Genomic DNA, 14,883 nt, shown 5'->3' on the forward strand with positions numbered 1-14,883 from the left:
GACCACTACAATTTTTGATGTTTAATACATATGATTTTAGAACTGCTAAAGCCGGTAGAAGATATTGCCGTTGCTCACAATACCCTGTTATCTGAGTTTAGCTTAGGGAAAAAGATTAAGATCCATACCAAAAAAAACGGTCTACCCGAGCTGGATAGGGCTCAGATTGCCATTATTGGTGTTAAGGAGGATCGCGGTACAGTCGATAATGCCGGAACCGGAAATGGACTGGAAAAGATTAGAAAACATATCTATCAGCTCTTTCCGGGAAATTGGTTTGTAGATATCCTAGACCTAGGAAATATTGAAGCTGGAGAAAAGATAGAAGATACTTATTTTGCTGTCAAAAGCATACTCAGAGAATTGATGCGGCAAAATATTACACCTATTGTCATTGGGGGAGGGCAAGACCTAACTTATGCGCAATATGCGGCTTATGAAAGTGTGGCGCAAGGAGTAAATATGGTAGCCATAGACCATCGATTTGATTTGGGGCTTGTAGAAGATAAAATGCACGCTCAAAATTTCATGCATCGGATAATTTTGGATCAACCCAATAATCTTTTTCATTATACGAATATCGGTTTTCAAACCTATTTTAATGCACAGGATCAGATTGAACTGATTGATAAATTACATTTTGATGCTTATCGTTTAGGTGAAGTTACTCCCGATTTAAAAATTCTGGAGCCTGTTTTTAGAGATGCGGATATGATAAGTGTAGATATTGGAGCGGTAAGAATGAGTGAAGCACCAGGAAACATGAATGCTACGCCAAATGGGTTCTATGGAGATGAAATATGTGCCTTGTCTAGGTACGCCGGAATAAGCCATAAGAATAAGTCATTTGGGATCTATGAATTCAATTCAAAAAAAGATAGAGATGAGCAAACGTCCCATTTAATCGCTCAAATGATCTGGTATTTCATCGAAGGGTATAATTATAGGATTGAAGAAGATCCTTTTGCGGAAAAAGACGCTTTTCAGAAATACATCGTTCCTATAGAGCAGGATACAATCGTTTTTTATAAAAGTAACCGGAGTGAGCGTTGGTGGATGGAAATAATGTACTTCCATAATAAAATAAAGAAAACCACGTTAATACCTTGTACATATCAGGATTATTTGACAGCGAATAATCAGGTATTTCCGGAACGATGGTTAAAAACATTCAGAAAATTAAGTTGAAATACACTAAACAGAATTTTTTATCGTTTGAAGGAACGAAGAGTAGATTTTAATGAGCAAAACTCCTTAGAATTTTTTAAAAGTAATTAATAACACATAATCCAAGTCTTGTTAGAAAAAATTAAAATTATGAAAAAGTTAACGTTATTATTCGTACTCGTTACAATGTCGCTTTTGGTGAGTTGTAAATCTGGTAATGATCAAGGACAGTTAACTGGCGCAAAAGCTAAAAAGAAATTTTTCCCTGAAAAACCTTACGGAATGGCATTGATCCCTGGTGGATCTTTTACCATGGGAAAAGAAGATGAAGATGTTGCCGGTTCTTTCAGTGCACCTCCAAGAACAGTTACAGTACGACCATTTTATATGGACGAAACCGAGATCACTAATAGTGAATATCGAGAATTTGTTTTTAGGGTGAGAGATTCAATCATTAGAACAAAATTGGCCATTTTAGCAGAGGAAGCGAATATTGGTGGAGGCGCTCCAATCGAGCAAAAGAAAGGAGATATGAGTGGTATCTCTAAGTACAGTTTTAAACAACAAGATAGTACCGACAACGCCTACTACAAATACATGATGGATAATTATGGTAGTTTGGGCGATGTGAATTCTCCTACTGAGGGGCGCTATTTGAATTGGGATGTGGATCTAGTTTGGGACCCTTCACAATTTCCTGATGAGTATTATGCCGAAGCAATGGACAGTTTGTATTTGCCTATTGATGAGTCTGCAAGTGCAAAAAGGAAAATAGATACAAGAAAATTAAAATATACTTATGTTTGGTTAGACAATGAAGAAGCTGCCAAAGGTAACGGATCGTTAAAAGATTATTTGAAAAAGGACGTTGTAGAGATCTATCCGGATACTACCGTTTGGGTTAAAGATTTTAACTATTCATATAATGATCCAATGCACCAAGATTATTTCTGGCACCAGGCTTACGACGACTACCCTGTAGTGGGTGTTACCTGGAAACAAGCTAAAGCATTTTGTCATTACAGAACAGAAAAAAGAAATAACTATTTAGCAGGTAAGAAGAAAAGTACCGGTAGAGAACCAAACTTTAGATTGCCAACAGAAGCTGAATGGGAATATGCCGCAAGAGGTGGTCTGGAATATGCAAAATACCCTTGGGGAGGTCCTTACACCACTACTGATAGAGGTTGCTTCTTAGCAAATTTCAAGCCCGAAAGAGGTAATTATGCATCTGATGGCGCACTTTATACAGTAGAAGCAAAATCTTATAATCCAAATGATTACGGTCTGTACAATATGGCAGGTAATGTTGCCGAATGGACAAACACCGCTTACAACCCATCTTCTTATTATTTAGGTTCTACGATGAATCCAAATGTTGAAGATGAAATGAACAAGCGTAAAGTAATTAGAGGTGGATCTTGGAAAGACGTTGCATACTTCTTAGAAGTAGGAACCAGAGATTATGAATACGGTGATTCTGCTAGAAGCTACATCGGATTTAGAACAGTACAAGATTATATGGGAACCAAAATGAAAGCAAATAAATAGTCTAAAAAAATCAAAAAAACCAATTAAAATTTAACACAATGGCACAATCAAAAAACAAAAAGAAATTATTTAACATGGCCTACGGGCTAGGGGCGTCAGTAGTAATTTTAGGAGCACTTTTTAAAATTGCACACTGGCCAGGAGGTACAACCATTCTAACGATTGGTATGATAGTGGAAGCTGCAGTATTCGCATTGTCTGCTTTTGAACCCGTAGAAGATGAGTATGATTGGACAAAAGTTTATCCTGAATTAGCAGGAGGAGAAGGAAGTAATAGAAGTCAGTTAGTAGAATCTGAACCACAAGGATTGCTTTCTCAAAAATTAGATGATCTTTTAAAAGAAGCAAACTTAGACTCAGCAAAAATGTCTCGTTTAGCTTCAAGTATAGAAAATTTTGCAGGAGCCGCAGAAAATATTAAACCTGCTGCCGATTCTATTACTGCAACAACTAAATATGCGGATCAGTTGTCTTTGGCAGCTAGTCATATGGAATCACTGAACAGCTTATATAAAGTTCAGTTTGAGCACGCACAATTGCAAACTGAATTGAATGACGAAACTGTTGAGAACGCAAAACGATTGAAAGAACAAATGGAGTCTTTGGCTACAAACTTGTCATCTTTGAATGGAGTTTATGGAGGAATGTTGTCTGCGATGTCCAATAAAGGATAATACAGACCAAAACCTAATTATTAACTCTAAATTATAAAAGATGGCAGGAGGCAAATTATCACCGAGGCAGAAAATGATCAACCTTATGTACCTGGTTTTCATTGCAATGTTAGCAATGAACATGTCTAAGGAGGTCTTACAAGCCTTTGGTTTAATGGACGAAAAATTAGTTTCTGCTAATGCGGCAGCAACAAAAAGAAATAATCTTTCCTATGAGGATCTTAAATTAAAAGCTGTTGAGCAATCGGAGAAATATGCCGATGAAAAAGCAAAAGCAGAACAGATCAAAAAATTATCGGATGATTATTACAACTATATCGAAAATTTAAAGAACGAAATGAAAGCTACTGTTGATGATCCAACCGATTACGAGACGATGGACAAGGGTACTTTCTTAGATGATAGGTTCTTTAAAGGAGATGATGGCGTATATCAAGAAGAAGGTCAGGTTTTCTTAAATAACATGGCAAATTACGGCACACAGATCAGTTCTATTTTAGGTCCTGAATTTAAAAATGTAAGTGCAGATATTGCTAATAGATTTTCTACAGAAAAAGTAACTGATAGAGAAGGAAAAGAACGTTTCTGGCTAGATTACAACTACAAAGGTTTTCCATTGGTAGCTTCTTTGACAAAATTGACACAGATTCAGGCGGATATCAAAACTTCAGAATCTGAAGTACTTGCAGCAATGCTCCAAGGGCAAATGTCTAGTGATGTTTCGATGAGCAATTATCAAACTATCCTTATTCCAAATACCCCTGCAACTTTGCAAGGAGAGAACTTTAAAGGTACCATTGTGTTAGGTCGTTATGACGGTTCTTTGAGACCAGAGAAAGTTGTGGTAAACGGAAAGGAAATTACTAATTTCAAAGATGGTGGTGCTGTTTTAGAATTCCCTGCCGGTAATGTGGGAGAGAATGAAATCAAAGGTAAGTTTATCTTTATGGAGAATGGAGAGCCTGTAGAAATTCCTATTGAAACGTCGTATAACGTTGTAGCAAAACCAAATGCAGCTGTGATTTCTGCCGATAAGATGAATGTGGTCTATAGAGGAGTTGAAAACCCAATTACAGTTTCTATTCCAGGTGTAGCTGACAATGCTGTGAATGCTACGGCCCCAGGATTAAAGAAAGTTCAAGGTATCGGGAAATACTCCATGAGTCCAGGTAAAGGAAATGAAGTGAATATTGTTGTCAATGGAAAATTACCAGACGGAACACCAATTTCCTCAAGTCAGGTATTCAGAATTAAAGATATTCCAGCACCAGTAGCTGCTGTTCGAGGAGAGTACGGTATGATTAAAATGCCAAAAAGTACTTTACAAAAAGCAACGATCAGTTCAGTATTACCAGATTTCGTTTTTGATTTAACCATCAATACCAGCGGATTTAGTGTAAAAGTTCCTGGCCAGCCTACTGTTATTGTAAAAGGTGATAAATTTGATGCAGCGGCAATCAGAGTATTACAAAGAGCCAGACCGGGTGATGTAGTTGTTATCTTTGATTTAAAACAAAGTCTTTCAGGTAATTCAAGTTATTACCTTAAAAATGCGTCACCAGTTAACGTAGAAATAACAAACTAAAATAAATACAATGAGAATCAAAAGTTTAATAATAGCAATTTCTTTGTTCTCGGTGGGCTATGTTAGTGCCCAGGCCAATTTATTGAATGCTACTATTCCAGAGCAGGTTGGTATGAAGACACCGGAACAATTGGCAGCAGATAACGATCGGCCTTTACCCTATGGCTATATAGATGATCGGGATATACTTTGGTCGAAGGTAGTTTGGGAGTATGTAGATTTGAACGAAAAGATCAATATGCCTTATTACTATCCGGTAGATACAAGTAATATAAGTTCAACAAGGAGATCTTTGTTTGACACCTTGTTAAGAGGCATAAAAAGTGGAGAAATTATCGATGTATATGATGATTCTTACTTCGAAGATAAATTGACCATGAGGGATATTCAAAACCGTTTATCTCGTATTGATACCTCAAATGCAGGTATGGAGCGATTGAACGCCGGAGAAGAGCTAACCGACGAATATGTAGACAGAAGAGATATAACATCTTCTGATATTCAAGGCTTTAGAATCAAAGGAGTGTGGTATTTCGACAAGCGTCAAGGCGAATTAAAATACAGATTATTAGGTGTAGCACCCGTAGCACCCGATGTGAATTTTATTGATAATGCCGGAGCTGAAGATGAAGTTGTTGAATTGTTCTGGGTTTGGTATCCCGGAGCTCGTGATACAACCTTCGATATGAAAGTGTTCAATCAAAAAAATTCAGCTTATCCTTTGTCATTTGATCATTTACTGAATGCAAGGAGATTTAATTCCATCATTTACAGAGAAGAAAATATCTATGGAAACAGAGATGTAGCAGAATATATCAAAGGAAATTCACTTTTTCAGGTATTAGAATCTGAATCGTTAAAAGAATCTATTCGAGATAAAGAATTGGATATGTGGAATTACTAGTTGCTAGTAATTTAAATCAAGAAAAACTCTCACCACGGTGGGAGTTTTTTATTTTTGTATCATGAAAATTGATTATCTCATCGTCGGTCTAGGTATCGCCGGATTGACAGTTGCCGAGCATTTAAAAAGGAAGAATAAAAATTTTCTCGTTGTCGAGAATGAATCACAAACCTCTTCCTGGGTGGCAGGTGGTGTTTACAACCCAGTTATTCTAAAAAGGTTTACACCGGTTTGGAATGCCATGGAGCAATTAGACTATGCCTTACCATTTTATGAATCACTAGAGTCGTTTTTTAAACAGAAATATATTTATCCTTTAGAAATTCTAAGAATTTTTAAATCGATTGAAGAACAGAACAACTGGTTTAGCAGCGCAGATCATCCTGCTATGGCACCTTACCTGACAACCAAAATTTTGCCGAATAATTCCCCATATATCTCTGCGCCATTAGGTTTTGGCAAAATGAATCACACAGGTAGAGTGAATATTGAATTATTATTGGCGGATTACAAAAGAGAACTAGAGAAAAGGGGCCTTATTATTCAAGCTACTTTTGATTATTCTCGCATAGATTTTGATCAGGGCGAAGTTAAGTACGACCAAATTTGTGCGAAAAGAATCATTTTTTGTGAGGGTTTTGGTTTGATGGGAAATCCCTTTTTTAATTATTTGCCCATGCAAGGTTTAAAAGGAGAAGTTATTACCATTAAAGCCCCAAATTTAAATCTCCAGCAACTTGTTAAATCAGGTGTATTTATTATGCCTTTGGGAGAGGATCTATATAAGGTTGGAGCAACGTTTAATTGGCAAGATAAAACAAATGAGGTAAGCGATGCTGGTAAAACAGAACTAGTAGAAAAAGTTAGGGATTTTATCAAAATTCCATTTGAAATCATTGATCAAAAAGCAGGGATAAGGCCTACAGTAGCAGATAGAAGACCGCTATTGGGTAAGCATCCAATGCACCCAGAATTGGTCGTGTTTAATGGATTGGGGACAAGGGGAGTGATGATCTCACCTTTGTTATCAAAACAATTGATCGATCATTTGGAATCCGATTTACCTTTGCCAAAGGAGGCAGATATCCTGCGATTTAGAAAAAGATTTAATCCTTAGGATCCTTTTTATAATGCACGAAAATATTGATGTAGATCAATCGTGAAAGTTTTAAGGTTAGCGGCGTAAATATTATTAGTGCAATAATAATTCCGATAAAAATTTGCAATAATTCAAGTCCGAGTGAATAGAGAATGATAAAAGTAATGATAGATAAAGCTACGGTAATTCCATAGGAAACATACATGGCCCCATAAAAAAAAGAAGGTTCTATCATATATTTTAATCCACAAGAAGAACAATTCTCATGTATTGCCAGATTTTTATTGAGTTTTAAAGGATTTTTAGTCACAAAAAAATCTCCTTCCTGGCATTTCGGACATTTGTTGTTGACAATACTGTAAAGTTTTGAGCCTTTTTTAACCATTCAAAAGCCTGAATTATATTAGTTTTGCAAATTTAAAATTTAAAAACCACAAAACTACCTTCATGCTCAATATTCACGATCTTACAATTTCATTTGCCGGAGAAGACTTATTTTCAAGTATCACATTTAAATTAAATAGTGGAGATAGAGTTGGTTTGGTCGGTAAGAATGGAGCCGGAAAATCTACCCTTCTAAAAATTATTTCAGGAGAGCAAGAATATGATCGAGGAAGTTTGGCTATGGAGAGAGATCTGAGTATCGGTTTCCTCAAGCAGGACATTGATTTTGTAGAGGGCAGAACCGTTCTGGAAGAATCTTATGAGGCTTTTGTAGAAATTAGAGAAATAGAAGAAAAGCTGTTTAAGGTAAATACTGCATTGGCAGAACGAACAGATTATGAAAGTGAATATTATCATGATCTGATTCATGAACTTGATGTTTTGACTCATCGATATGAGGTTCTTGGAGGCTATAGCTATCAGGGAGAAACTGAAAAAATCCTAACAGGACTAGGGTTTAAATCGAGAGATTTTGACAAAAAGACAGAAACCTTTTCCGGGGGCTGGAGAATGAGGATCGAGTTGGCTAAATTACTATTGCAAAACCACGATATTTTATTACTTGATGAACCAACAAATCACTTGGATATCGAGTCTATCATTTGGTTTGAGAATTTTTTAAAGGGATTTAACGGGGCGGTATTACTGGTTTCTCACGACAAAATGTTTTTGGATAATGTGACCAATAGAACCATAGAAATATCCTTGGGTAGTATTTACGACTACAAAAAACCTTATTCTGAATATTTGCTTGTGAGAGGAGAAATACGCGAAAAACAATTACAAGCACAAAAAAATCAGGAAAAGGAAATTAAGCAAACCGAGCAATTAATTGAAAAGTTTAGGGCTAAAGCCAATAAAGCAAGCATGGCCCAATCACTGATCAAAAAGTTAAATAGAGTTGAAAGAATAGAAGTTGATGCTGAAGATACTTCTGTGATGAAAGTTCATTTTCCTATGTCGATTGCTCCGGGAAAGGTTGTCGTAGAAACTGAAAATTTATCAAAATCTTATGGCGATAAACATGTATTAGAAGGGATAGATTTGTCTATTGAGCGCGGTGCCCGAATTGCATTTGTTGGTCAAAACGGTCAGGGAAAATCCACTTTGGCTAAAATTATTGTTGGCGAGCTAGACCATAAAGGGAAACTGAAACTGGGGCACAATGTCCAAATCGGTTATTTCGCACAAAATCAGTCTGAGTATTTAGATGGAGAAATCACACTTTTACAAACCATGGAAGATGCGGCAAACGACACAAATCGTTCAAAAGTTCGCGATATGCTGGGAGCATTTTTGTTTCGGGGAGATGAAGTGGAGAAAAAAGTAAAAGTGCTTTCGGGTGGGGAGAAAAACCGTCTGGCATTGTGCAAAATGTTATTACAGCCTTTTAATGTATTAGTGATGGACGAACCTACTAATCATTTAGATATAGCTTCGAAACACGTATTAAAACAGGCACTTCAAAAGTTTGAAGGCACTTTGATTGTGGTTTCTCACGACAGAGATTTTTTACAAGAACTCACTTCAAAAGTATACGAGTTTAAAGATGAGCATATCAAAGAATATTTGGGTGATATCAATTATTTTTTGGAAGAATATCAAATGGACAATTTTAGAGAAGTTGAAAAAAACTATCAAAAAGGTAAGTCTAAAGATGTAACTCCTGCAAAAAAACCAGAAAAAAGGAATCAAAAAGAGAATAAGCAACTTCAGAACAGGTTAAAAAAAGTAGAAAATGAAATTGGGAAAGTAGAGGGTGAGATCAAAGTGATGGATGAAGAATTGAGCCAAGGAAAAATTGATGCAATTAAAGATTCTAATTTCTTTCTTCAATACGAAGCATACAAGCTGAAACTTTCTGAATTAATGGAGGAATGGGAAAAAATACAATTGGAAATGGAATAAAAAATCTCAAAGAAAATTTAAACAATTTTCTTTGAGATGCCTTCCTGCTGATCAAAATAAACCAAAACCATAAGAAACATTAAAACAAAGGCCAATTAACTAATCAAGTGCAGGAGGATATTGGGTAAGTATTTTATTGACAAACTCATTAATTTTTGCTTCTTTTTTGTCTACATTTTTATAATCGGATAGCACGGAAGTTCCCATTCCTTGCCAAGCTAATTCTTTTCTTTTCATATCAATCAGATCGATAAATAATGTTCCTTCGGTGGACTGAACTACATTGGTGTAACCGGGTCCATAACCCCAACCGAGTCCAGGACCAAAACCTCCCCAGCCCCAGCCATAATACCAAGGGTACCAACCCATGTAGCCATTGTTGTATACATCAATTCGCTCTTTAGACTTCGCAAAGATATTTACCAGTAAATCTGGATCTTCAGATTTTTCGATTCCTTTTGCGGCCATTTCACTTTCAACAGCACGTAATATTCTTCTTTTGTCTAAGTCTGAAATTTCTAATTTATCTATGCCTTTTTTATAAAATGCATAAGTTTTGTATTGACTAAAATCAACCGTTTTGTCATAATCACTCGAAATCGAGACTGATGAACAAGAAAACATTAGGGCGGCAAGAAAACTTAAAATTATCGTACTTCTAAAAATTTTCATGAATCGTTGGTTTTAAATTAAAGCAATCGATCATCTACTTCATTGGGCAGCGTTACAGTGAGTTTCGGTTCCATTTCCATCGCTTTTATAGCCGTATGGATAGCTCCTTGATTTCTTGCCCAACCCCTTCTGGCGATACCATTATTCACATCCCAAAAGAGCATCGATTTTAATCGTTTGCTTGCATTGTCTGAACCATCAAGAACCATACCAAATCCGCCATTAATCACTTCGCCCCAGCCCACGCCACCGCCATTATGAATTGAAACCCATGTCGCGCCTCTAAAACTATCTCCAATTACATTTTGAATGGCCATATCTGCCGTAAAACTTGACCCATCGTAGATATTTGCTGTTTCTCTGTAGGGAGAATCTGTTCCGGATACATCATGATGATCTCTACCAAGTACGACAGGAGCTTTTATTTCATTATTCTTTATGGCCTGATTAAAAGCTTCAGCTATTCTTATTCTTCCTACAGCGTCGGCGTATAAAATTCTCGCTTTTGAACCTACGACCAGGTTGTTTTCTTTAGCATTGGCTATCCAATGTATGTTGTCTAGTAGTTGCTCTTTGATTTCCTCTGGAGAGTTCTTTTGAATATCTTTTAATACCTCTAGGGCAATTCGGTCTGTTTTGTCTAAATCTTCTTGGTTTCCCGACGTACAGACCCATCTAAACGGGCCAAATCCGTAATCAAAGCACATGGGACCCATAATATCTTCAACATATGAAGGATATCTGAATTTATCCCCTGCCTCATTCAAAATATCTGCGCCGGCCCTTGAAGCTTCCAATAAAAATGCATTTCCATAGTCGAAGAAATACATGCCATTTTTGGCTTGCTGATTGATGGCTGAGGTTTGTCTTTTTAAGGAATTCTTTACGGCCTGTTTGAATTTATCAGGATCATCACGCATAAGTTTATTTGATTCTTCATACGTCAAACCTACGGGGTAGTATCCTCCAGACCAAGGATTATGCAACGAGGTTTGATCACTCCCTAAATCTACTTTTAAACCTTCTTTATTGAATTTTTCCCAAACATCTACAATATTTCCAAGGTAAGCAATAGATCTTACTGATTTTTCCTTTTGGGCTTTTCGCACCGTTTTTGTAAGCTCATCTAGATCAGTGCAAACGATATCTACCCATTTTTGCTCAAATCTTGTTTGAACTACTTTCGGATTTATTTCTGCACATACCGTTATACACCCCGTAATATTGCCAGCCTTGGGCTGAGCACCACTCATTCCTCCTAAACCAGAGGTGACAAATAATTTTCCAGCTAATCCTTCATTGTGTTTGGCAATCATTCTACCTGCATTTAAAACGGTGATGGTGGTGCCGTGCACTATACCTTGAGGGCCTATGTACATATAACTTCCAGCGGTCATTTGTCCGTATTGTGTTACGCCCAAGGCATTGTATTTTTCCCAATCGTCTTGTTTTGAATAATTAGGTATCATCATTCCATTGGTTACTACAACTCTCGGCGCCTCAGTATGAGAAGGAAACAGGCCCAATGGATGACCCGAATACATCACCAAGGTTTGATCTTCCTCCATCAGAGATAAATACTTCATGGTAAGTGCGTATTGCGCCCAATTTTGAAATACGGCTCCATTTCCGCCATAAGTTATTAACTCATGCGGGTGCTGAGCCACTCTATGGTCCAAATTATTTTGAATCATATGCATGATGGCTTTCGCTTGAAGACATTTTCCAGGGTATTCGTCTATGGGTCGAGCATACATCTCATAATCCGGAATAAATCTATACATATAGATTCTTCCGTAGTTGTCTAGTTCTTCACGAAATTCCTTAGCCAAAACAATATGATGATCTTTTTTAAAATAGCGCAAAGCGTTTTTTACAGCTAGTTTTTTTTCATCTTCAGATAAGATATCCTTTCTTTTTGGCGCGTGGTTTAATTTAGGATTGAAGGCTTTCTTTTTTGGTAAAATATCCGGAATGCCTTGAATGATGGAGTCTTGAAATGTTTTCATGAAGAGGAGATTTTTCTAATAATTTGGCTTTTTAGGGTCAAACCCATAGGGACAATGTCGACAATTGTTTTTACAACAAAACCCTCTTTTTAGGTGGTATTTTTCAGTAAAAACCTTAAAGCCTTGTTCAGAGATATAATAGTCTTCTGTGTCTAAATTATTGTTAAATTGCATGCGTAAAGGTATTTTTAATTGCCTTTTTATTAGGCTGTTTTCATGTTAATATTTTCAAAATATTTATTTCTCCCTCATTTTAACGCCCTTGCGATTTGGCCTTTTATTATTCTTAAATACAAAAAATTAAAGGATGATGAAATTATCATGAACCATGAAAAAATTCATTTAAAACAGCAAGTAGAAATGCTTTGGTTGTTTTATTTTATTTGGTATTTACTTGAGTTTTTGTTTCATTTTATGAAATACAGAAATTTTTTGAAGGCATACAAAGCTATTAGTTTTGAAAAGGAGGCTTATGCAAATGAACAGAATTTGAATTATTTATTAGAGAGAAAGTTTTGGAGTTTTCTGAATTATTTTTGAAGGACCACAAGATTGAGACTACTGAAATTGAGCTTGATTTTACACCCAATTTTGATGTTTCTTTGTTTGTTAAAAGAGAGGATAAGATTCATCCTTTCATATCTGGTAACAAATTCAGGAAGTTAAAGTACAATTTTTTCGATGCCAAGGAGAAAGGTTTTAAGCAACTGCTTACTTTTGGTGGAGCCTATTCAAATCATATCAGTGCGGTAGCTTCCTTGGGTCATGAATTTGGCTTTAAAACGATTGGTGTAATCAGAGGCGATGAATTAGGGCAGAACTTACAATATACTTTTGACCAAAATCCTACCTTAAAATTGGCTTCAGAACAAGGAATGGTTTTTGAATTTGTTTCCAGGCCATTGTACAGAGAAAAGGAAAATGAAACTTTCATCAACAGTTTAGGTAAAAAATTTGGTGAGTTCTATTTAATTCCAGAAGGAGGAACGAATGAATTGGCGATAAAAGGTTGTGAGGAAATATTGACAGAAAAAGATGAAATATTCGATTATATCTGTGTCGCAGTGGGCACTGGTGGCACAATAGCCGGAGTTATCAATTCCTCGTCAATTCACCAAAAAGTACTCGGATTTCCTGCTTTAAAAGGAGATTTTTTGACAGAAGAAATTGAGAAATATACAATAAGAATGGGGAGTTGGAGTTTAATAAATGACTATCATTTTGGTGGTTATGGAAAAGTTAATGAAGATTTGATTAATTTTATCAATAAATTTAGATTTGATAAAAATATTCCATTAGATCCAATTTATACAGGAAAAATGTTTTACGGTATTTTTGAATTGATTAAAAAAGGATTTTTTTTTAAAGGCGCAAAAATACTTGTCGTGCATACTGGTGGTTTACAGGGGATAAAAGGAATGAATAAACAATTTGAAAGAAAAAAAATACCGCTTAAAATTTATGAATAGGCTATTGAAAATAGGTTTTTTATTGTCAGTAATTTTAATTTTTGCAAGTTGTAATAGTAGCAAAAAGGCAGTTTCCTATAAAAATACTCAACCCAAAGTTATTGTAAAAGATGAAATTTCAACTTCAAAAGAGAAAGATCAACTTAGACAAATTACAGCCATGGGTGATGAGGTTTTTGACAAACTCGAAGCAAAATTGGGTTCATCCTTAAATGCTCATACCCTTAATTATATTGATAATTATAAAAATATTGCGGTAAAGAAAATGATGGAATATAAAATTCCTGCGAGTATTACATTAGCACAAGGTGTTCTGGAATCCGGAAATGGGAGAAGCGAACTTACACGGAAAGCCAATAACCATTTTGGTATAAAATGTCATAAAGGTTGGGAAGGGAAAAAAGTACATCACGATGATGATGAAAAGCATGAGTGTTTTAGAAAATACAACTATCCTGAAGAATCTTTTGACGATCATTCTATGTTTCTAACCACTCGATCCAGGTATGCGGGTTTATTCGAACTAGATGCAGATGATTATAAGGCATGGGCAAAAGGTTTGAAAAATGCAGGTTATGCCACCGATAGAAAGTATCCGGATAAGTTAATAAAGATTATTGAAGAGTATAAATTATATGAGTACGATGATCTTGTTTTGGGTGTGGATAACGATAAAAAGCGTAAACGAAAAAGTGAAGAAGAGGTTGTAAGTAACAATTATATCATAGTAAATAAGGGAGATACATTGTATTCTATTGCAAAGAATAATAGCACAACTGTAGAGCGAATAAAGGCTTTGAATTCTTTGACAACCAATAATTTAAACATCGGACAAAAAATCTACCTGGACTAAAAAAGGCATCCCGATAGAGATGCCTTTAAAAAAAATGGTTTTATTGTTGATTGGGTTGAGGTGGCTTTTGTCCCTTTGCGTACTGTTTTCTTTTCATTTTTTCTTTTCGGTGATGATTCGTTTTTGTCCATTTTTCAAATTGCTCATCATTCAATATTTTTTTCAAGTTATTTTGGTAAGCCAATTGCATATCGAGCATTTCGTTCTTCATTTTGAAATGATCGTCGGCGCTGACTTCTCCCTTTTCTTTCAGTTTTTCCATTTTACCTCTATGTAAATTTCTTTGTTCTGCCTGTTTTTTGTTCAAAGTCATCAAACTATTCATTTGAGAATCATTTAAAGATAGGTCTAATGCCATTTGTTTGGTTTGCAAAGTAGCTTGTTGTTCAGGAGTTAAATTTTTAAAATCTCCTTTTCTTTGGTTCTGTTTTTGGGCAAAGCCAAAAGTAGTGATGACCAAAGCTAATAAAAGCACTAATTTTTTCATATTTTTTAATTTTAGGATTTACTATTATGACAATCAGTTTTTTAAAAGGTTTAATAAGATC

At 35.7% G+C, this 14,883-nt stretch carries 14 protein-coding genes; 9 read left to right on the forward strand and 5 right to left on the reverse strand.

The genetic code is table 11. From position 1 onward, the window contains the following. Window positions 1–30 precede the first annotated feature (30 nt). The 6 genes from ACFQ39_RS07960 to ACFQ39_RS07985 all read left to right on the forward strand — a co-directional run bounded on the left by ACFQ39_RS07960 (window position 31) and on the right by ACFQ39_RS07985 (window position 6,998). A complete protein-coding gene (locus ACFQ39_RS07960) occupies window positions 31–1,188 on the forward strand; it encodes a formimidoylglutamase (RefSeq protein WP_377177823.1) in 1,158 nt (385 codons plus the stop codon). A 129-nt stretch (window positions 1,189–1,317) separates the two neighbouring features. Next, a complete protein-coding gene (porK, locus tag ACFQ39_RS07965; RefSeq protein WP_377177825.1) occupies window positions 1,318–2,718 on the forward strand; it encodes a T9SS ring complex lipoprotein PorK/GldK in 1,401 nt (466 codons plus the stop codon). Window positions 2,719–2,756: 38 nt separating this feature from the next. Continuing rightward, window positions 2,757–3,392 carry a type IX secretion system motor protein PorL/GldL gene (gene porL / locus ACFQ39_RS07970; RefSeq protein ID WP_377177827.1) on the forward strand — a complete coding sequence of 212 codons (636 nt, stop codon included), beginning with the start codon at window positions 2,757–2,759 and terminating at the stop codon, window positions 3,390–3,392. 40 nt (window positions 3,393–3,432) lie between these two features. Next, window positions 3,433–4,977: a type IX secretion system motor protein PorM/GldM gene (gene porM / locus ACFQ39_RS07975; protein ID WP_377177829.1), complete on the forward strand. Its 1,545-nt coding sequence runs from the start codon at window positions 3,433–3,435 to the stop codon at window positions 4,975–4,977. 10 nt (window positions 4,978–4,987) lie between these two features. Continuing rightward, window positions 4,988–5,881, forward strand: coding sequence for a type IX secretion system ring subunit PorN/GldN (gene porN / locus ACFQ39_RS07980; protein ID WP_377177831.1), 894 nt, complete (start codon window positions 4,988–4,990; stop codon window positions 5,879–5,881). Window positions 5,882–5,942: 61 nt separating this feature from the next. Further along, the gene (locus ACFQ39_RS07985) at window positions 5,943–6,998 is read left to right on the forward strand and encodes an NAD(P)/FAD-dependent oxidoreductase (protein WP_377177833.1); all 1,056 of its coding nucleotides are present in this window, start codon (window positions 5,943–5,945) and stop codon (window positions 6,996–6,998) included. Here the strand turns inward: ACFQ39_RS07985 and ACFQ39_RS07990 are convergent. Next, entirely contained in the window at window positions 6,988–7,365 is a 378-nt protein-coding gene (locus ACFQ39_RS07990) for a DUF983 domain-containing protein (protein WP_377177835.1), read from the reverse strand. The two genes, ACFQ39_RS07985 and ACFQ39_RS07990, sit on opposite strands and share 11 nt — an antisense overlap. 62 nt (window positions 7,366–7,427) lie before the next feature. Here ACFQ39_RS07990 and ACFQ39_RS07995 point away from each other — a divergent pair, with 62 nt between their 5' ends. Continuing rightward, a complete protein-coding gene (locus ACFQ39_RS07995) occupies window positions 7,428–9,332 on the forward strand; it encodes an ABC-F family ATP-binding cassette domain-containing protein (protein ID WP_377177837.1) in 1,905 nt (634 codons plus the stop codon). A gap of 99 nt (window positions 9,333–9,431) precedes the next feature. On the opposite strand, the gene ACFQ39_RS08000 is transcribed toward ACFQ39_RS07995, so the two are convergent. From ACFQ39_RS08000 to ACFQ39_RS08010, 3 genes are read right to left on the reverse strand one after another with little or no spacing between them, the layout of a single operon-like run. Further along, entirely contained in the window at window positions 9,432–10,004 is a 573-nt protein-coding gene (locus ACFQ39_RS08000; RefSeq protein ID WP_377177839.1) for a DUF4136 domain-containing protein, read from the reverse strand. A 17-nt stretch (window positions 10,005–10,021) separates the two neighbouring features. Then, complete coding sequence (locus ACFQ39_RS08005; protein WP_377177841.1) at window positions 10,022–12,013, reverse strand: urocanate hydratase; 1,992 nt, start codon at window positions 12,011–12,013, stop codon at window positions 10,022–10,024. A gap of 15 nt (window positions 12,014–12,028) precedes the next feature. Continuing rightward, entirely contained in the window at window positions 12,029–12,187 is a 159-nt protein-coding gene (locus tag ACFQ39_RS08010; RefSeq protein ID WP_377177843.1) for a DUF5522 domain-containing protein, read from the reverse strand. Window positions 12,188–12,564: 377 nt separating this feature from the next. On the opposite strand from ACFQ39_RS08010, the gene ACFQ39_RS08015 reads away from it, so the two are divergent. Then, a complete protein-coding gene (locus ACFQ39_RS08015) occupies window positions 12,565–13,482 on the forward strand; it encodes a 1-aminocyclopropane-1-carboxylate deaminase/D-cysteine desulfhydrase (RefSeq protein ID WP_377179973.1) in 918 nt (305 codons plus the stop codon). Further along, window positions 13,475–14,335 (forward strand): glucosaminidase domain-containing protein, encoded by an 861-nt coding sequence (locus tag ACFQ39_RS08020; RefSeq protein WP_377177845.1) that lies wholly within the window; start codon window positions 13,475–13,477, stop codon window positions 14,333–14,335. The genes ACFQ39_RS08015 and ACFQ39_RS08020 overlap by 8 nt, the downstream gene beginning before the upstream one ends. Before the next feature lie 40 nt (window positions 14,336–14,375). On the opposite strand, the gene ACFQ39_RS08025 is transcribed toward ACFQ39_RS08020, so the two are convergent. After that, the gene (locus tag ACFQ39_RS08025) at window positions 14,376–14,822 is read right to left on the reverse strand and encodes a DUF4890 domain-containing protein (RefSeq protein WP_377177847.1); all 447 of its coding nucleotides are present in this window, start codon (window positions 14,820–14,822) and stop codon (window positions 14,376–14,378) included. Window positions 14,823–14,883: the final 61 nt, after the last annotated feature.

The organism is Namhaeicola litoreus, from assembly GCF_042679565.1.
GTDB classification, from domain to species: Bacteria; Bacteroidota; Bacteroidia; order Flavobacteriales; family Flavobacteriaceae; genus Namhaeicola; species Namhaeicola litoreus.

What these genes read in the sequence shown, in the direction of transcription:
- ACFQ39_RS07960 (WP_377177823.1), top strand. Translation starts at nt 31, where the DNA reads ATGATTTTAGAACTGCTAAAGCCGGTAGAAGATATTGCCGTTGCTCAC.
- ACFQ39_RS07990 (WP_377177835.1), bottom strand. Translation starts at nt 7,365, where the DNA reads ATGGTTAAAAAAGGCTCAAAACTTTACAGTATTGTCAACAACAAATGT.
- ACFQ39_RS08025 (WP_377177847.1), bottom strand. Translation starts at nt 14,822, where the DNA reads ATGAAAAAATTAGTGCTTTTATTAGCTTTGGTCATCACTACTTTTGGC.
- ACFQ39_RS07985 (WP_377177833.1), top strand. Translation starts at nt 5,943, where the DNA reads ATGAAAATTGATTATCTCATCGTCGGTCTAGGTATCGCCGGATTGACA.
- porN (WP_377177831.1), top strand. Translation starts at nt 4,988, where the DNA reads ATGAGAATCAAAAGTTTAATAATAGCAATTTCTTTGTTCTCGGTGGGC.
- ACFQ39_RS07995 (WP_377177837.1), top strand. Translation starts at nt 7,428, where the DNA reads ATGCTCAATATTCACGATCTTACAATTTCATTTGCCGGAGAAGACTTA.
- ACFQ39_RS08010 (WP_377177843.1), bottom strand. Translation starts at nt 12,187, where the DNA reads ATGCAATTTAACAATAATTTAGACACAGAAGACTATTATATCTCTGAA.
- ACFQ39_RS08005 (WP_377177841.1), bottom strand. Translation starts at nt 12,013, where the DNA reads ATGAAAACATTTCAAGACTCCATCATTCAAGGCATTCCGGATATTTTA.
- porM (WP_377177829.1), top strand. Translation starts at nt 3,433, where the DNA reads ATGGCAGGAGGCAAATTATCACCGAGGCAGAAAATGATCAACCTTATG.
- ACFQ39_RS08020 (WP_377177845.1), top strand. Translation starts at nt 13,475, where the DNA reads ATGAATAGGCTATTGAAAATAGGTTTTTTATTGTCAGTAATTTTAATT.
- ACFQ39_RS08000 (WP_377177839.1), bottom strand. Translation starts at nt 10,004, where the DNA reads ATGAAAATTTTTAGAAGTACGATAATTTTAAGTTTTCTTGCCGCCCTA.
- porK (WP_377177825.1), top strand. Translation starts at nt 1,318, where the DNA reads ATGAAAAAGTTAACGTTATTATTCGTACTCGTTACAATGTCGCTTTTG.
- porL (WP_377177827.1), top strand. Translation starts at nt 2,757, where the DNA reads ATGGCACAATCAAAAAACAAAAAGAAATTATTTAACATGGCCTACGGG.